This window comes from Saccharospirillum salsuginis, from assembly GCF_014651855.1.
GTDB lineage: Bacteria > Pseudomonadota > Gammaproteobacteria > Pseudomonadales > Natronospirillaceae > Saccharospirillum > Saccharospirillum salsuginis.
The window spans coordinates 125,373-142,964 of record NZ_BMXR01000010.1; the positions used below are offsets into that span (position 1 = coordinate 125,373).

Below are 17,592 nucleotides of genomic sequence, written 5' to 3' on the forward strand. Positions count from 1 at the left end.
CGTCCTTGCGTCCGACCGGTCCGACATACTGTCGGGCAGCGGCGACTAGGGAGGACACACAATGACACAACAAGAAATGACCCAGACCACGACGCCTTATGTCGAGTTCTGGAACGATACCCTGGCCGAGAAGTTCGAGCGCTTTCGCGACATTCTGATGAACGGCCTGAGCTACCACAGCCGGATTCCGCTGGAGAAGCTCAACATTGAACCCGGTGCACGCATCCTGGACGTTGGTTGCGGCTGGGGCGATACCGCCATCCAACTGGCGCGAAAGACGGGCCCGGACGGCTTCGTGCTGGGTATGGACTGCGTCGACACCTTTCTTGAACGCGGCCGGCGTGAAGCCGAGGTTTCCGGCCTGGATAACCTCCATTTCCAGGCGGAGGACGTCGAACGTTACCCGTTCGAGCCGGAATTCGACTTCTGCTTTTCGCGCTTCGGCATGATGTTCTTCGAAAACCCGGTGGCGGCCATGCGCAATATACACCGTGCCCTTAAACCCGGCAGCGAGTTGATGTTCATCGTCTGGCGCCGGATCGAGGACAACCCCTGGCTTGGCCTACCCAAGCAGGTCGTGCTCGACTACCTTGAGCCGCCGGGAGAAGAGGCCTGCACCTGCGGACCGGGTCCGTTCTCAATGGCCAACACCGAGGTGGTGGGTAAGCAGCTGGAAATCGCCGGGTTTACAGACCTGGACTTCGAGCGCATCGACGGCCCGGTCACTGTTGGCGATTCGCTGGAGAACGCGGTGCGTTTCCAGTTGGCCATCGGGCCGGCCGGTGAGGTTTTCCGCGAAGCCGGTGACGAAGGCGAACGCCGGCGCGGCGAAATCGAGCAGGCCATGCAGCGGGCACTGGCGCCCTACCACCAACCGGAAGGCGTGGTCATGCCTTCGAGTTCCTGGTGCATTACCGCCCGGGCCCCTCAAGCTTGAAAGGGGTGAGTACCAGCGGAATAAGCCGAACAGCGGCGCGATCGCGCCGCTCCATTATTGCTCAATGAACTGCGGACACAGCAACATTCATCCGTCGACAACGTCCGCCTCCACGGCAAGGTCGACGCTCTCTTCCCACAGCCGCCGCGCCATATCGATCACGGCGGCTATGGGCTTGCGCTCCACCCGATCCCGACGCACCACCAGGTTGAGGCTGGCTTTGGTGGGTGCATCCGCGAGGATGCGCACACTGCCCCGGCTCGCCCAATGTTGAGACAACTCCTTCTCCACCACGCCATACCCTAAACCGGCCCGTATCATCGACAAGGTGACGTGCTCGTCTTCCGAGGAGGAAACCACCCGGGTCTGTTCGCGCTCAAAGCCGACGATACCGGGCATCATGCGCGATACCGGGCAGTTGCATGAGGCCCAGATCCACGGCAGGGCTCTGCGCTCTTCCGGGTCGGTTGGCAAAATATCGTGCTCGCTGTCGGGCGGACCCACTACACAAAATTCGATGTCCGCCAGTCGTATGGCTTTGACGGCCTCATGGGTCGGGTCGCCGTACATGAAGCCCAGGTCCATCTTGCCCTCGCGCACCTGGTCGGCAATCTGATAGGAACTACTGGTGATTAATTCCAGCTGGGCCTCGGGCAGTTCCCGAGCCGCCTTTCGCAGCAACTGATCGACCTTCAGGTATTCCGGGGGCGCGTTCAGGCCCAACATCAGGGTGGTCGGCGTTTCGCTGCGCAGCGAACGGGCGATCTCGTCCAGCTCGGCGATTTGCATCAACGCCTGGCGGGCCGGAGGCAGCAGTTTGCGGCCTTCGGGCGTCAGCTCCATACCCCGGGCGGAGCGCTCGAACAGGGGTAGGCCGAATTGGTCTTCGAGCTGGCGCAGGTGTTCGCTGACGGCCGAGGGTGTGGTGTGCCGGCGCTTGGCGGCCCGGGTCAGGTTGCCTTCGTCGGCCACCAGTACGAATGAGCGCAGTTTATCGAGCTTAATGTTCATGGTTTACGAACGCCACCTTCATGAAAGACTGATGGATTCAGTCATTCTAGAGCAGTCTAATAGTAATTGCAGGCCTGCCTCAATTCACATTTCATGGAGATCAACGCTATGAACACTGCTTCAAACCAATGCCACAATGCGCTGGTGGATTGTGCCAGCCGTCTGCCCGAAGCCACCCAGCCGCTGCTTCAGCGCATCAAGGCGACCCTCAAGGTGTGGCAATGGCGCCACAAGGTCCGCTCGCAATTGCGCGCGGATATGGTGGTAATGGACATTGCCCGCATCGAGAAGGACACCGGCCTACCGACCGGAGCGCTGCGCCAGGAAGCCTATAAACCCTTCTGGAAGGCCTGATGGTGGGTTCAATGCGCCGCCTTACGTTGCCGAAACCGGCGCACTTTGGCGGCGTTTCCGCAGTTTGCCATCGAACACCAATCGCGGGAACGATTCTTCGAAAGGTCCAGAAACAGCCAGATTCCCGGAGTGAGCCCAACAATGGGGCAGTGAGCAGTACCGAGGGCAGTACGCAGTGGATGCTTATAACGAGACACCCGAATGAAGAAGAGTCCACACGGCATAGTCCGCCATGACGCGAGAAGCGTTCCTGAACGTTCAAAAAAGGCCCTCAACACTCCAATGGAGGGCCCGAATTCAAGGAAGAACAGTCAGTTACCAGGGCTTGATCCACCCCTGACCTCATCAAAACAGATTCGGCGATTCCCGAATCTCCAGTGTCATAAAGGTGCCTCCATTACTGCCTCCGTAAGGGTTGAAGGCTGTAATAAACACGCGGCCAAGCGGCTCACCATCCACGGAATCGATATTGGAAGGAGCGGAATAACAAGTTACATCCTCCCACCGAGTCCAACTCGATCCCCAGGTCAGATTACGCGACCATACAATACCAGACTTGTAGATCCAGAGGTCGACGTCATCCGAAAAGGGTTGGTTATTCTTGCTGGACACCTGCAGCCCCTGATAGTCGCCACGCATGTAACTATCGTAAGTATCCAGGTAAAATTTCGAAGCACCTTCTTCGGAAGGCTTCCAATCGGAGTCGTCGAACGAGGGGGCGGTCATCAACTGGACCATTGACCAGTCGGTTTCCGATTTACCCACTACGGTACCCGTTGCATACGCGCCTCGGCCAGCCGTGAAGTTGTCGAGTGCGTCGGTGCAACTGACTGGGGTTTTCGCCTGCGCCAAAGCGGATAGGGAACTGATCAAAACGGCTGAAAGTGCAACAGGGAGCGTGGGTTTCATGAAATGGACATAGGGCATTTTGTGATCTCCTAAATGCTGTTGAAAATCCTTTAATTGCCACCCCTCGGGAACAAGGGAAGACAAACAGCAATGAAGGCGAACCCTGACGGGCGATCACAACGTGAAGAACAACATTACAGATACGCCCAGACAGACACCTTGGGACTGCAACGCCAAATCCGAGGCTAAAATAGGAACCTCGGATGAGCAAGTTTCATTATGTAATATTCGGTAGTGTTAGGTGAAAATAATTCATCAGAAAACCAGCGACCTGGAGGGGACAACTAGAAAATGAAAATCGAATACAAAATCAACGAACCCGTCTCGACAGACCAGTTTATTGAATTACTCAAGGACTCAACACTGGGCGAGCGACGCCCGGTAGACAACCGGGAATGTATGTCGGGGATGATCTCGAACAGCAACCTCATCGTCAGTGCCTGGCACGAGGGTCAATTGGTGGGCATCGCACGAAGTGTCACGGACTTTCATTACGCCTGCTACCTTTCCGACCTGGCGGTGAGTCAGAATTTTCAGAAACTGGGCATTGGCAAGCAACTTCTATCACTAACACAGGCGCAATTGGGGCCCGAGTGCAAGCTGATTCTCATCGCCGCTCCCGCTGCGAACGCCTACTACGAGCACATTGGATTTACACACAACCCTCGCTGCTGGGTACTTGACCGGAGCTGATAAACAATGCAACCGTCGTTACTCGCGGTTATGGATTCAGCTAAGGCGATGACTCTTGTCGCACTTCAAACTCACTCCACAACACAAACCCTTCGACACGGCAATCCAGCTGTTCCAGCCAGAGCGCGGTTTGTCGATTGGAGTTCCGGAGCAACCCGTAGTCCCTGCGAATTTTCCGATAGCTGTGACCATATCGCTCAATCGTCGGACCACTGCCATTGCGCCAAAGCGTCTGCAGATTCGCAGCCAGTGGTGGAACGGTGTCGGCCGGGACAATGATCGCTACTGTTCGCTCGCTGCGCAGGCGGTTTTTAGGAACCGCTCCGGGTTCGATGTTCAGGCTTCGTTTCGACAGTGCGGTTTGCCGCGACAATAATAGCGCGCGGACTCCGCTGGTCCAGTGCCGTTCGGCCAGCGCATAATAACGCCAGTCGCCAACGCCGTATTCGACATAACGATGGCTGCCGGGTTCCACCGGCAGTGCCAAGCGTGTATGGCGACCATAGAGACTGACGTACACCGTCTCCGACGGGCCTTCGACATCAGGCGGGATAACCGTCCAGGTGCAGCCCGACACCGTCAGGCCGCATAGGCACACCAGCAATAACCGACGCCAATTCATACGCCCAATTTGCCGCTTTACCGTGTCGCCACGGCCGACGGCATGCCTTTGTATACCGCCTGGGCGACGATGGCCGTAATCACGGTTTTCACCAGATCCCCCGGGATGTACACGGCCATGATCTGGGTGGAGCGCAGCCAGTCGTTTCCGGTCACCAGTTTGAACCCGGTGATGCCGAAGACATACAGCAACAGAATGCCGCCGACGATGGATCCGATCAATGCGGCGGCGAACACGGGCAACCGCTTCAATCGCTCGGCCACCCAACCGGTCGCGAAGGCGGCGAACGGAAAACCGATGGCGAAACCGGCCGTGGGACCGACGAACACACCCAGACCACCGCGACCGCCGGACAACAAAGGCGCGCCCAGGGCGACGACGAAAATGAACAACGCCATGGACAAGAAGCCTCGCCACGGGCCGAGCATGACACCGGCTAACATGACGCCCAGCGTTTGCGCGGTGATCGGGATGCCGGTCAGGAACGGTACCGGCGGGATCAGCCCGAGGGCCGCGATCAAGGCCGCGTACAGGGCGATTTGGACTAAGGATTTATCTTTCACGTTCTACTCCGTTATTGTTTAATGTTAAGTGATTACCAGGTAGCTTCCCGCCTCCAAGTAGGGTGGGCACGGCCCACCAAGGAAGCATAACCAGCCACGGACTCATCCACTGAAGCTTACGGTGGGGCCGGTGGGCGCACCAATGGTTAAATTAGGTACGTTGGTGGGCAGCCGAGGCGTCGGACCGACCCACCCTACGTAGACTTAGAGCTTAGCGACTGTGCACCCCGCCGCGTGCGGCCAGTGCCTCGCTGACGTGGTCCGACATCCGGATGGCGTTGATCATCATCGGGATGGCCAGGCGCCACACCTGACGACCACCGCCCCTCGCCTTCCAGGCTTCCAGTAAATTCAGCATCACCGCCATCAGTACCGGCACGAACCGGACCAGCAAGGCGACCGCGAAGGCGACCCGCGCCGGGTCCACCCGAAACCATTTGAGGGGCGTCAGCAGGGGCATGACGGCCTCCATCATTGCTTCCATTCGTGTCGTCAGTGTCACCAGATTCGCCAGCCAGATCACGATCAGCATGCGCTGCAACAAGACCAGTGCCGCGTTCAACGATTGAGTCCACCACTGCAAGCCGACGATCAATACAAACATCGGCACCAGGGGTTTGACGATCCACAATCGAGCCAGTCCGCCCGGCCCCAGGCTGGCGTAGGCACCGGCCACCGCGATCAGCACCGGAAGCAGCCACCAGGCTGTCGTCACCGGATACAGGGCCACGCTCACGGCGGCGAGCCCAATCAATTTGGCGCCGGCCGGCATGCGATGCAGCCAGGTCTGGCGCTGCACGTACAGGCTGATCACAACCGTCCCTCCTGACCGCGACAGGCTTCGCGATAGGCTGGAAGAATGTCGTTCGGATGGCCATCGCCGCGGAGACGACCGTCTTCCAGCCACAGGATGCGGTCGAAATCCGTCAGGGTGTCCAGATCGTGGCTGATCATCAACAACTGCTGGGGCAACGAATGCATCCAGTCCAGCAAGTGCCAGCGGGTCGGCAGGTCCAGAGCGGAAAAGGGTTCGTCCAGAACGATCAATTGGGGCTGCATGACCAGGACGGCGAGGATGCACACCAACTGTTTTTGACCTTCGGACAATGAATGCACCGGTCGGTCCGCCCAGTCTTCGCGTTCGTGTTCGCGCAGGCAGGCCTGAGCCCTGGACTCGGCTTCGGAACGGGAGAGACCGAGGTTTTTCAGACCGAAGGTCAGTTCTTCCTGCACGGTGGGGAAGATCAACTGGTGGTCCGGGTTTTGGAAGATAAAACCCACCTGGGACGCCATGGACTCCGGCCCGTCGCTCGGGTCCTGGTCCCCCACGCGAACCGAACCGGTAGCCGGTTGCAGCAAGCCATTCAATAGCCGGACCAGGGAACTCTTGCCGGACCCGTTGTTGCCGACCAGACCGATGCGGTGCTCGGTCAGACGCACGGTGAAGTCGTGCAGGACCGGTTGGTTGTCGCGCAGCAGGCTCACTCGGTCCAATACGACAGTAGGGTCGGCTTGTTGGTGGTTCTGATTTGGTTGTTCCGACACAGGTATCCGGGGCTTAGGCTAAAAGGAGGTGGGAGTATAACGGCTAACCGGGGTGGCTTGCTTGGCGGGTTTCCCGATGGTTGTTTTTTGGACAGGCGTATGGGTGCTATTGGGAGGGGATGACGGCTGTAGGGCAGATAACGCTGCCGCTCTTCTGCCCTACTTGTCTGGTGACGGTATGCGAGCGGAGGGTGGCGGGTGGTCTTTTGGCGGACGTCGGCCCGCAGGGACGCGGGCCGCCGAGCTTACAGGGAAGTACTCGCAGCGACCGCCGAAAGGCCACCCTCCGCGGACCACAAGCAAGACCCTCCGTCCAACCAAAGACAGAGTGCCGAAATTGGGTGGAATCCTGTAAGGTAGCGGCCTTCGAACGAAGGAAGGTCACGATGTACGAACTAACTCCGCTGTTCATCAGCCTGCTGCTCAGCACCGGCCTGGTCGCCGGCGTTATCAACGTCCTGGCCGGTGGCGGCTCGAACCTGACGCTGCCCGCACTGATGGTCATGGGCCTGCCCGCCGACGTCGCCAACGGCACCAACCGCGTCGGCGTCATGCTGCAAACGCTCGTCGGCCTGCGCGGCTTCGACCAGGGCGGCAAACTCGACCGCTCCGACATGTGGGCCATCCTCGTCCCGACTTTGCTCGGCGGCCTGGTCGGCTCCGTCATCGCCTCCTATCTGCCCACCACCCTGCTCAAACCCACCCTGTTACTGACCATGATCACCCTCTCCGTGATCATGATCGTCAAACCCGCCATGGTCATCCCCGGCCCGGACGAGACGGCCTACCGCCTCAAGGACCGTCCCTGGGCCTGGTTCGGCCTCTTCGGTACCGGCATTTACGGCGGCTTCGTCCAGGCCGGCGTCGGTTTTCTGCTTATCGCTTCTCTCGCCGGTGGTCTACGCTATGATCTGATACGGGCCAATGGCCTCAAACTGCTCTGCACCGCCTTTTTCACCATCGCCGCTCTCGCCGTTTTCATCTGGCGCGGGCAAGTCGCCTGGGTACCGGGGCTGGTGTTGGGCGTGGGGACTATGATTGGCGCGCGACTGGGTGTAAAACTGGCGTTGAACGTCAGTCAACAAGCCATGAAATGGTTCTTGTTACTCATGACACTGGCCGCTAGTGCGGCCGCAATCTGGTTATGAGGTTCAAGTTTTAGTGTTCGTTATAGTGCCAAAACCCGCGCCGGCTGCCCGGGGGTCCTACCTGGGGTCGTCGTGAATCCATCCATGGAGACTAGACCGCAGCATCCCTGCTGCGGACTTCCCCAGTTAGGACCCCCGGGCATCCGGCGCTAGCCTAACGAGTACGCTTAAACTTAAGCTGGTAACTATATTGGATTAGCCACAGTCACGAGAGACGGATGGGCGGTGAACTCATCCGGGGATGTGCGAGGCATGGATGCCGAGGTCAAGCCCCCATGGATGGGTTCATGGCGACCCCGGAGGAGTTTACCGCCCAGCCGTCGCGGGTTCCTGGCACTAAGCAAAACCCAGGCACAGAATGGAGAAGGCACAGCATGTCAAAGAAACCGGAAGCGACTAACCGTAAGCCACCGATTACTCGTGAAGGCATGCAGGAGAAAATCCGTACCCACCTGCACACGACACTCGGCACCTATCCCGAAAAGGCCAGCCCCTTAGCCTGGTGGCAGGCCACCGCCGCCGCCGTTAACGAATTCGCCTTTTTCGGCCTGACCGACACCCAGAAAACCCACTCCAAATACGACACCCGGGCGATCAACTACTTCTCACTCGAATTCCTGATGGGTCGGTTGCTGTCCAACAACCTGCACAATCTCCACTTGTTCGAACTCGCCGATGAAGCGCTCAAGGACATGGGCCAGAACCTCGCCGACCTGCTGGAACAGGAGCAGGATCTGGCGCTCGGGAATGGGGGTCTGGGTCGGCTCGCCGCCTGCTATCTGGACTCGCTCGCTTCGCTGAACTACCCGGCCATCGGCTACGGCATTCACTATGAACACGGTCTGTTCGAGCAGCATTTCCGCAACGGCCACCAGATCGAGCGCCCCGACGACTGGCGTGAATACGGTAACCCCTGGGAAATCTGCCGGCCTGAATCCGTGCAGGAGATCAAGCTCTACGGCTATGTCGAAAGTTGCATCGAAAACGGCGAGACCCGCAAGGTCTGGCACGCGGGGCGCACCGTCAAGGCCGTGCCGTGGGACATTCCCATTGTCGGTTACAACCACTCGAACGTGAACATTCTGCGTTTGTGGGAAAGCCGCGCGCCGGACTTTTTCGACTGGGACGTGTTCAACGCCGGCGGTTATGTCGATGCCCAGGAAGAACAGGCCGAAGCCGAAGCCATCACCAAGGTGCTCTATCCGAATGACGCCACCGAAGCCGGCAAAGCCCTGCGGTTGATTCAGCAGTATTTCTTCAGCGCCGCGTCACTGGCCGACATTGTCCGCCGCTACCGCCGAGTGCACGGCGACGACTGGTCGCAATTCACCAAGCTGGTCGCCATCCAGTTGAACGACACCCACCCGGCGGTTGCCATTCCCGAACTGATGCGGCTGCTGGTCGATGAAAAAGGGCTGAATTGGGACGATGCCTGGTCCATGTGCCAGCAGGTGTTTTCCTACACCAACCACACCTTGTTGCCTGAAGCGCTGGAAACCTGGCCGGTGAAACTGTTCGAGCGGGTGCTGCCGCGCCATCTGGAAATCATCTACGAGATCAATCACCAGTTTCTGTACGGAGAAGTCGAAGCGATGTGGCCAGGGGACGACGGCAAGAAAGCGGCGCTGTCGATCATCGGCGAAAACCATGGGCGACACATTCGCATGGCGAATCTCTGTGTCATCGGCTCGCATAAGGTCAATGGCGTGGCCGAAGTGCATTCCAGACTGATTCAGACCGACCTGTTCCCGGACTTTCATCAGCTCTGGCCGGACAAACTGATCAACGTGACCAACGGCATCACCCCCAGACGCTGGCTGAAAGCCTGCAACCCGCGCCTGGCAAAATTGATCGACCGGCACATCGAGCCGGACTGGCCGACCGAATTGAGCAAACTGGAAAAACTGAAAGACCTGGCCTACGACGCTGATTTTCAGAACGAATACCGTGCCGTTAAACTCGCCAATAAACAGGATCTCGCGGCCGAGATCGAACAGCTGACGGGAGTAACGGTCAACCCGGAAGCCCTGTTCGACGTTCAAATCAAGCGTCTGCACGAATACAAGCGCCAGCATCTGAACCTGCTGCACATCATGGCCCTGTACAGAAAGCTGCTGCAGAACCCGCAAGCCGATGTGGTACCGCGCGTGTTCATCTTCGCGGCCAAGGCGGCCCCCGGTTACCAACTGGCGAAAGACATCATCTACGCCATCAACATGGTGGCCGATCGCATCAACAACGACACCAGCATCGGCGATAAACTGAAAGTCGTCATGTTGCCGAACTACCGCGTCAGCCTGGCGGAAAAAATCATCCCGGCGGCGGATGTCTCCGAGCAGATTTCCACCGCCGGCAAGGAAGCTTCCGGCACCGGCAACATGAAACTGGCGCTAAACGGTGCCCTCACCGTCGGCACTCTGGATGGCGCGAACATCGAGATCGTCGAGGAAGCCGGCGAAGACAACGCCTTTATTTTCGGGCTGACGGTCGATGACGTTAAAGCCCTGCACAATAACGGCTACAACCCCTTCGATGTCTACCTCGACGACGGCGAACTGAAAACCCTGGTCGACTGGTTCGATACCGACTTCTTCACCCCCGGCCAGCCCGGCGCCCTGTCCTCGATCAAACACAGCCTGCTCGAAGGCGGCGACCCGTTTAAAGTACTGGCCGACTTCCGCGCCTACTGCGACGCCCAGAAACTAGTGGACGCCAAATACCGCGACTCCGCCGCCTGGACGCGCAGCGCCATCATCAACACAGCGACCATGGGGAAATTCAACTCGGACCGGTCGATCGAAGACTACGTCGAACGCGTCTGGCGCTTGAAAAAACACCCGCGCGACAACGGCTGGGAGGTGCCGGGCGAAATCGGCTGATCAACCGATCATCGCCACCCAATCGAAGCGCAGGGACGCGCCGTAAATCAGAGCGATCCACAACGCCAGCGCAAAGCCGAGCATCGCCGTCGGCGCCGCCTGGCGGATCGCCCCATCCACACCGCGCGCCGCCACATAACTCAACAGAGTCGCCACCAGCGTCACGGTCACCGTCAGCACCACATCCACCACCGGATTGCGACTGAAACCCGCCGCGAACCCCAAGGCGCCACCGACCAGGCAAAACACCAACGCCACCGACGCTTCCGCCGAAAATCGCCCCTGTCGAGACCGAATCAACGCCACCGCCAACACGCACAACGTGGGCACCAGCACAATAGGCAGTATCACCTTCACAACAATGGCCAGCACCAACCCCAATGCCTCGCCCAACGACACCGACGCCAACAAAGAACCGAACGACATCTCTCCGCCCATCAGGCACCCGCCTCCGCTTTCAATTTCTCCAACAACGCCCGACGCTCATCGGCCTGCTCAACCGCCTGTAATGCCTGAATCACAGACCGGCACCACGCCTTGCGCTCCTCGAACCGGGCCAACAACAGTCGCCGCCGTTCCTGCTGCGGCTCCAACGACGTCCGCACCACCGACCGATACGCCGCAATCGCCGGCCGGTACGCCTCCTCCAGATACCGCTGAAACGCCTCATGTTCCCGGTCGAACGCACGCCGTGCCGACGCATACCGATCGTGAAACGCCTTATACTCCGCGATCCCCTTTCGATACGCCTCGAACCGGGCCTCATACTCATCCCGCCCGATCGAGCCCGCTTCGAACGCCGCCTCCATCGCATCGCGCTCCTTCTCCAGATCCTGACGTTTCAACTCCCAATCGACCGACGACAGACGCAACGCCTCCTTACGCTCCCAGGCTTCAATGCTCGGTTGCTCCCGTTCCTCCCGCTCACGCTCCAACGCCTGCCGGGCCTCTTCCAACGACAGCCGGTAGTCCTCCAACCGCCGCGAAAACATCCGCAACTCATGCTGATAAAACTGATCCACCGCCAACTGATGTAACCGAATCGCCTGCAACGTCTCGGCATAGACAGGAATCGGCGGAAACTCTGTCTGCGCGACCGGCACAAACGGATCGAAACTCGCCTCATCCGCCAACACCCCTTGAGCACAACACAGGCCCAACAAAAACAGGTGTAAAAAGTGACGTTTGAGTGTTCCCTGACGGCGACGGAGCGGATTATTGTTATTCATGGCCTGTTTGCTTCTTATCCACGTAGAATGAACGTGATTTAATTTTTTAATGTAGGGTGGGCACCGCCCACCAAAGATATGACGGCCCACGCAGGCAACCACCACCATTGAATCGTTGCCTGTAGGTTGGACCGGCCGGTGCTCCGGAAGCGAAGCGTAATCCAACACGACCAGGCCGAGTAGTATTGGTTGCCATGCTGGATGTTGGATTACGCCTTCGGCTAATCCAACCTACTGGTTCGGTTAGCATTCCGGTGGGCAGTGCCCACCCTACGAAATTCGCAACCTATACACGTGCCCGGATGTTGCGATGAACCAAGTGCCCGGGTGCGGGTATGGCTCTGCAGGGTAGTGGGCGGCATGGCCGTTTTTTGCTCCTGCAAAAACGGCACTTCCGCCATCCATAGCGGTCGGAGCCCGCCGTCTAGCCTACATGGATGTATTCACGGCGGCCCGGCAGAGGCTTACCCGCACCCGGGCACGGACCACTGGCACAAATAGCCACTGGCACAAAATCGGACCCATCAACCACCTTAGACCATGGTCAAACACCTCCTCCATGTTGCAACTGATCGATTTACATAAAACATTCGACCAACCGACGGGACGAATCACCGTCCTGGGCGGCATCGACTTTCATCTCGAAGCCGGCCAGTCCGCCGCTCTGCTCGGCGAAAGCGGCAGTGGCAAAAGCACCCTGTTGCACCTCGCCGCCGGCCTCGACCACCCCGACCACGGCGACATAAAGATCAACGGCCAAAGCACCCGACACCACACCGAAGCCGACTGGGCCGAGCAAAGGCGCAACCACATCAGTCTTGTCTTTCAGCAGTTTCACCTGATTCCGACACTCACTGTCCTCGACAACGTCCGGCTACAGGCTCGCCTGTGTGGCCGAATGGATCCGGACTATGAGCACCAACTGTTGAACCGGCTCGGCCTCGCCACCCTGACGCACCGCCTGCCGCATCAGTTGTCCGGCGGTCAACAGCAACGCGTCGCCATCGCCCGCGCCCTGTTGCACCGGCCGCCCCTGGTGCTCGCCGACGAACCGACCGGCAACCTCGACGAGCACAGCAGTGAATCAGTCATGGCGCTGTTCGTCGATCTGGTGCGTGAAGCCGGCTGCACCCTGCTGATGGTTACGCACAGTGCCGCCATGGCCGCCTACCTCGACCAACGCTGGCGGTTGCACGACGGCACCCTGAGCCGTGAGGGCGAGGTGGCATGAGTGGACTGGCCAGCCTGCGCCGGCTGATGTGGGTCGGGCTGACATTGCTCAGCCACTATCGTCGCCACCCGGCCCAGACCGCCTTTCTGATCATCGGCCTGGTGACCGGGGTCGGAATCTGGTCCGCCGTGCAGATCATCAACAGCCACGCCCGCGCCAGCTACGCCGAGGCCGATCAGGTGCTCGGGGCCCAGGCCAGTCACTGGGTCCGGGCATCCGACGGCGGGGGTGTCGATCCGGATGCCTACATTCAGTTGCGCCGGGCGGGCTTTACCCAGCTGTATCCAGTCATCGAGACGCGGGTCGCGACTGATGCGGGCGAACCGCTCTGGCTGATCGCCACCGATCTACTGGCCCTGCCGCGCAGCGAGGGTTCGATCGACGCCTCCGGTGCGGGCTGGCTGGCGATGATCCAGCCGCCCTACCAGACCTGGTACCCGCCGGAACTGGCCGAGTCCCTGGGTGTGGCGCCGGGCGATACCTTGACCTTGTCGGACGGGCGCACTCTGCCGCCAGCCGTTCCCCAGTCCCAACAGCAACAAGGCCGACGTCTGTTCATGGACATCGGTGCGGCGCTGGATGTGCTCGACCGGGATCGGTTCAGTTATCTGGCCGCGGCTGGTCTGGATGCGGACACCGCGCGAGAACTGGAGGCGGCACTGCCATCAGGGTTGCGGCTGGAACCCAACCGTCAGCGGCTGGACCTGAACCAGTTGACCGAAAGCCTGCACACCAACCTGACGGCGATGAGCCTGCTGTCCTTCGCCGTCGGCCTGTTTATCGTGTTCAACGCCGTACGCTATGCCCTGCTCAGCCGGTCGCCCACCTTCCATACCTTGCGTGAGCTCGGTGCCAGCGGCCGCCAGCTGAGCTTCGCCATCCTGCTCGAAACCGGGGTTTGGAGCCTGATCGGAACCGGGCTCGGTCTGGCGGTCGGGTTCGGTCTCAGCCAGGTATTGTTGCCGCCTTTGGCCGCCACTCTGCAAAGCCTGTACGGCGCAGTCGTCGGGGCCGACATCCTGCTGCGACCAAGCACCTGGCTGTTGGCCTGGGGCATCACGCTGGCCGGGCTGGTGTTCGCGCTGGCCATGCCGTTGTGGCAGGAAAGCCGGCAATCGGTCCGGGCGGCGCGCGATCTGAGTGACCGCTGGGTTCGCGATCGCACCGCCCGCCGCCGGCTGGCCTGGGTCGGGTTGATCCTGGCTTTAGCGGCCGGGGCGGTGTACAGCCAGATGACCACGGTGCTTGTCGGATTCGTCGTGCTCGGTCTGGCGCTGTTCGCCGCCGCTTTCTGCCTGCCGGTAGTCCTGGGCGCCGTTCTCGGCTGGACTCTGCGTGCGTTACCCGAAAAAGCCTGGCAACTGCGCTGGGCGTTCAGCGATGGCGGCGCGCAACTGCCAACCCTGCGCATCGCCATGATGGCCCTGCTGCTCGCGTTGACCGCCAATCTGGGCGTGGAAACCCTGGTCGGTTCCTTCCGCACGGCCCTGACCGACTGGCTGGACCAACGCCTGGCGGCGGATCTGTACCTGCAGCGCGACAGCCTGACCCGTGAAGAATTGAATTTGCCCGCCGATGCCGACTGGCTGGCGGCCAGTCATCAGCGCGTCGGTCTCGACATCCGCTGGCGGGGACGCCCCACCGAGGTACGCGGCCTGGAACCGGAGGCGCCGGACAGTCGGGCGTTGCCACTAGCCGACTCGAGCAATGAACTGTCGCTCTGGTATGTATGGGACACGGATAATCCGGTCATTCTAGCCAACGAACAGGTGCGGCATCTGGCCGGCGTCGAGTCCGGCCAGACGATCACGCTGTCAACCGGACTGGGTGACCGGTCGTTCGAGATCGTCGGTTTCGTGCACGACTACGGCAACCCCTATTACCAGTTCTACCTGCCGCGCGGCGAGGTCGAACGGCTCTGGCCCGGCCGCGCCGAACCCCAGGGCCTGGCCCTGTGGCTCAGCGACCGGCCCGATGCCGAAGCCAGCGCCGAAGCGGCGTTGCTCGCCGCCGGCGCCCAGGCCGGCGACTGGATCCGTCAGGCTCAAATCAAGACGGTCTCACTGCGCATTTTCGACCGAACCTTTGCCATCACCGCCGCCATGAACGGGCTGACGCTGGGCGTGGCCGGTCTCGCGCTGCTGACCGCCCTGCTGGCCATACACCAGCAGCGACTGCCGGACTACGCGCACTGGCGGTCGCTCGGCGTGCGTTACCGGGAAATGGGCCGGGTTCTCACCCTGCCCCTGGCGGTGATCGTTCTGTTGACCTGGCTGGCGTCGATGCCGTTGGGGGCGCTGCTGTCCTGGCTGTTGATCCACGACCTGAACGTCCTGGCCTTCGGCTGGACCATGGCGCTGGACTGGGACTGGGCACCGGCCATCCGGCTGGGTCTGTTGACCGCGGGCGTTGTCGCGGCCGCACTGGCGGTGAGCCTGTGGCGCCTGCATCGCCAATTGCCGGAGGCGTTGCGCCGACTGGGAGGACAATCATGATCCGCCGTTTTATCCGTATCTCCCTGCTCATTCTGCTGGCGGGTGCGGCCATCGCCGAATCGCCCTATGAGGTGTTGCGCAGCACCGGCGAGGGTTACGCCGAAGTGATGCCGGAACGGGCCATCAATTTCCCACAGGACCACCAGCCCCACCCGGACTACCGCATCGAATGGTGGTACCTGACCGCCAATCTGACCGACGACCGGGGTCAACCCTGGGGCGTGCACTGGACGCTGTTTCGCCAATCTCTGGCGCCAGCCGGCCCGGTCGATGACTGGTCCAGCCGACAGGTCTGGATGGCTCACGCCGCCCTGAGCACGCCCGAGGGCCATGTTTACGGGGAACGCTTCGCCCGGGGCGGCATCGGCCAGGCCGGTGTCGCCATCGACGATGAAGAGCGTTTCGACGCCTGGCTGGACGACTGGCAATTGCTGGGCACAGGTCCCGGACCGATCCCGGGAACGCTGAGCTTCACCATCGGCGACCGCACCCTGACGCTGGAGCTGAGCGCCGATACACCCTGGGTGCTGCAGGGCCAGAACGGCTACAGCCAGAAATCGGACCAGGGGCAGGCCAGCCACTACTACAGCCAACCGCACATCCGGACCACCGGTACTTTGACTGCTCCGAACATGACCGTAAACCTGTCCGGCAAAGCCTGGCTCGACCGCGAATGGAGCTCACAGCCCCTGGCTCCTGACCAACCCGGCTGGGACTGGTTCTCCATCCACCTGGACGACGGCCATGCGCTGATGGTCTATCAATTGCGCCACGATGAAGGCGCGCCCTGGTTGAGCGGCACCTGGGTCACACCGGATGGAAACGCCCGGCCGCTGACGGCGGACGAGATCGAACTTCGGGTAAAGGAACGAACCGAGGTGAACGTCGGACCGGAAGAAACACGGGCGCTGCCCCTGACCTGGACCCTGGCGATTCCGTCTCTGGAGCAACGCTGGGACATCCGCGCCGTTCAGCCCAACCACTGGCTCAACACCGCTTTCCCGTATTGGGAGGGGCCGATCGAGGTGACAGGCACCACGCCCGGCATGGGCTATCTGGAACTGACCGGCTATTGAATACCGCCGCTCAGCCCGTTCAGGTAGGACATCACATCGGCGAACCCGGGCGACAGGTCCCGGAACCGGACCGAAAAGGCGCCGATCGGATCGTAGTGATTGGCCTCGGCATAGATCCGTACCTGAACCGGGACATCGGCCGAACGGAGCGCCTCGGACAGGCTCTCGATATTTCGTCGGGCGACCTTGGAATCGTCCTCGCCCCAGATCAACAGCGCGGGCGGGTCGTCCTCGCTGACAAAATTCACCGGCTGGGTTTCGGGAATCCCGTCCGCCGCGCCGAAGACATTGATAAACTCTTGCGCCTGCAACGGCAGAAAATCATAAGGGCCGGAAAGGCCGATCCAGGCGGTCACCCGGCTTCGATCCACATCGGCCGCGACCAGATACCGCTCATCCAGCGCCAGCAGAGCCGCCGTATGCGCCCCGGCCGAATGCCCCATCAACACCAGGCCATTGTCCCCCAGGTTCAGTTCAACCGCACGCGCGACAGCGGCAGCGCCATCCTCAATAAAAGCCGGAAACATCACTTCCGGATTCAACCGATAATCCGGCACCACCACCCGATAGCCTTCCTCGGCCAGGGCCTGGGCCACAAAGCGATAGCCCTCCTTGTACCCCCACTGCCAGGAACCGCCATAGAAAAACACCACCGTCGGCGCACCCGTCAACGGCTCGGTCGGTCGATACACATCCATCCGCTGGCGCTCGTGATCGCCGTATTCAACGTCCGACGTCAATGTATACCCGTTGTCCGGCGTCACCAGGTTCAGGGCCGGCAAGGTACACCCGGCCAGCAAAAGCGCGGTCGCGACCCCCGTTGATCGAATCAAGCCTCCACACAGTCGTTTAAACCCGTTCGACATATTCCCCTCGATCATAGAATCCGCAAAGACAGCC

The 17,592-nt window shown here is 60.7% G+C and carries 18 protein-coding genes; 8 read left to right on the forward strand and 10 right to left on the reverse strand.

Features of this window, described 5'->3' with window-relative positions:
• The first annotated feature begins 61 nt into the window (after nucleotides 1-61).
• Entirely contained in the window at nucleotides 62-937 is an 876-nt protein-coding gene (locus IE111_RS18685) for a class I SAM-dependent methyltransferase (RefSeq protein WP_189611635.1), read from the forward strand.
• 87 nt (nucleotides 938-1,024) lie between these two features.
• Here the strand turns inward: IE111_RS18685 and IE111_RS18690 are convergent, their stop codons facing one another.
• Nucleotides 1,025-1,948: a LysR family transcriptional regulator gene (locus tag IE111_RS18690; protein WP_189611637.1), complete on the reverse strand. Its 924-nt coding sequence runs from the start codon at nucleotides 1,946-1,948 to the stop codon at nucleotides 1,025-1,027.
• Between the two features lie 108 nt (nucleotides 1,949-2,056).
• On the opposite strand from IE111_RS18690, the gene IE111_RS18695 reads away from it, so the two are divergent.
• Entirely contained in the window at nucleotides 2,057-2,302 is a 246-nt protein-coding gene (locus IE111_RS18695) for a hypothetical protein (protein ID WP_189611640.1), read from the forward strand.
• Nucleotides 2,303-2,310: 8 nt separating this feature from the next.
• On the opposite strand, the gene IE111_RS24830 is transcribed toward IE111_RS18695, so the two are convergent.
• Nucleotides 2,311-2,526 (reverse strand): CGNR zinc finger domain-containing protein, encoded by a 216-nt coding sequence (locus tag IE111_RS24830; protein WP_189611642.1) that lies wholly within the window; start codon nucleotides 2,524-2,526, stop codon nucleotides 2,311-2,313.
• 121 nt (nucleotides 2,527-2,647) lie between these two features.
• Complete coding sequence (locus tag IE111_RS18705; RefSeq protein WP_189611643.1) at nucleotides 2,648-3,229, reverse strand: hypothetical protein; 582 nt, start codon at nucleotides 3,227-3,229, stop codon at nucleotides 2,648-2,650.
• 273 nt (nucleotides 3,230-3,502) lie between these two features.
• On the opposite strand from IE111_RS18705, the gene IE111_RS18710 reads away from it, so the two are divergent.
• Nucleotides 3,503-3,904 (forward strand): GNAT family N-acetyltransferase, encoded by a 402-nt coding sequence (locus tag IE111_RS18710; protein ID WP_189611645.1) that lies wholly within the window; start codon nucleotides 3,503-3,505, stop codon nucleotides 3,902-3,904.
• Between the two features lie 40 nt (nucleotides 3,905-3,944).
• On the opposite strand, the gene IE111_RS18715 is transcribed toward IE111_RS18710, so the two are convergent.
• The 4 genes from IE111_RS18715 to IE111_RS18730 form a co-directional block, all read right to left on the reverse strand.
• The gene (locus IE111_RS18715; RefSeq protein WP_189611647.1) at nucleotides 3,945-4,526 is read right to left on the reverse strand and encodes a hypothetical protein; all 582 of its coding nucleotides are present in this window, start codon (nucleotides 4,524-4,526) and stop codon (nucleotides 3,945-3,947) included.
• A gap of 17 nt (nucleotides 4,527-4,543) precedes the next feature.
• Nucleotides 4,544-5,089 (reverse strand): biotin transporter BioY, encoded by a 546-nt coding sequence (locus IE111_RS18720; protein ID WP_189611649.1) that lies wholly within the window; start codon nucleotides 5,087-5,089, stop codon nucleotides 4,544-4,546.
• Nucleotides 5,090-5,300: 211 nt separating this feature from the next.
• Entirely contained in the window at nucleotides 5,301-5,903 is a 603-nt protein-coding gene (locus IE111_RS18725) for an energy-coupling factor transporter transmembrane component T family protein (RefSeq protein WP_189611651.1), read from the reverse strand.
• Entirely contained in the window at nucleotides 5,900-6,634 is a 735-nt protein-coding gene (locus IE111_RS18730) for an energy-coupling factor ABC transporter ATP-binding protein (protein ID WP_189611653.1), read from the reverse strand. The genes IE111_RS18725 and IE111_RS18730 overlap by 4 nt, the downstream gene beginning before the upstream one ends.
• A 386-nt stretch (nucleotides 6,635-7,020) precedes the next feature.
• Between IE111_RS18730 and IE111_RS18735 the strand changes: the two genes are divergently transcribed.
• Both IE111_RS18735 and IE111_RS18740 read left to right on the forward strand, forming a co-directional pair.
• A complete protein-coding gene (locus IE111_RS18735) occupies nucleotides 7,021-7,782 on the forward strand; it encodes a sulfite exporter TauE/SafE family protein (RefSeq protein ID WP_189611656.1) in 762 nt (253 codons plus the stop codon).
• 374 nt (nucleotides 7,783-8,156) lie between these two features.
• Nucleotides 8,157-10,661 (forward strand): glycogen/starch/alpha-glucan phosphorylase, encoded by a 2,505-nt coding sequence (locus IE111_RS18740; protein WP_189611658.1) that lies wholly within the window; start codon nucleotides 8,157-8,159, stop codon nucleotides 10,659-10,661.
• Here IE111_RS18740 and IE111_RS18745 read toward each other — a convergent pair whose 3' ends face one another.
• Both IE111_RS18745 and IE111_RS18750 read right to left on the reverse strand, forming a co-directional pair.
• Nucleotides 10,662-11,099 carry a hypothetical protein gene (locus IE111_RS18745; RefSeq protein ID WP_194523974.1) on the reverse strand — a complete coding sequence of 146 codons (438 nt, stop codon included), beginning with the start codon at nucleotides 11,097-11,099 and terminating at the stop codon, nucleotides 10,662-10,664. It lies immediately after the preceding gene.
• Nucleotides 11,099-11,890, reverse strand: coding sequence for a hypothetical protein (locus IE111_RS18750; protein ID WP_189611661.1), 792 nt, complete (start codon nucleotides 11,888-11,890; stop codon nucleotides 11,099-11,101). Before IE111_RS18750 ends, IE111_RS18745 begins: the two co-directional genes overlap by 1 nt.
• 559 nt (nucleotides 11,891-12,449) lie before the next feature.
• Here IE111_RS18750 and IE111_RS18755 point away from each other — a divergent pair.
• Genes IE111_RS18755 through IE111_RS18765 form a run of 3 tightly spaced genes read left to right on the forward strand, consistent with a single transcriptional unit; the run spans nucleotide 12,450 to nucleotide 16,692 of the window.
• Entirely contained in the window at nucleotides 12,450-13,121 is a 672-nt protein-coding gene (locus tag IE111_RS18755; protein ID WP_189611663.1) for an ABC transporter ATP-binding protein, read from the forward strand.
• Nucleotides 13,118-15,616: an FtsX-like permease family protein gene (locus tag IE111_RS18760; RefSeq protein ID WP_189611665.1), complete on the forward strand. Its 2,499-nt coding sequence runs from the start codon at nucleotides 13,118-13,120 to the stop codon at nucleotides 15,614-15,616. Before IE111_RS18755 ends, IE111_RS18760 begins: the two co-directional genes overlap by 4 nt.
• Nucleotides 15,613-16,692, forward strand: coding sequence for a lipocalin-like domain-containing protein (locus IE111_RS18765; RefSeq protein ID WP_189611667.1), 1,080 nt, complete (start codon nucleotides 15,613-15,615; stop codon nucleotides 16,690-16,692). The genes IE111_RS18760 and IE111_RS18765 overlap by 4 nt, the downstream gene beginning before the upstream one ends.
• Here IE111_RS18765 and IE111_RS18770 read toward each other — a convergent pair.
• Nucleotides 16,686-17,558, reverse strand: a complete 873-nt coding sequence (locus tag IE111_RS18770; RefSeq protein WP_189611668.1) for an alpha/beta hydrolase — start codon at nucleotides 17,556-17,558, stop codon at nucleotides 16,686-16,688. The two genes, IE111_RS18765 and IE111_RS18770, sit on opposite strands and share 7 nt — an antisense overlap.
• Between the last annotated feature and the right edge of the window lie 34 nt (nucleotides 17,559-17,592).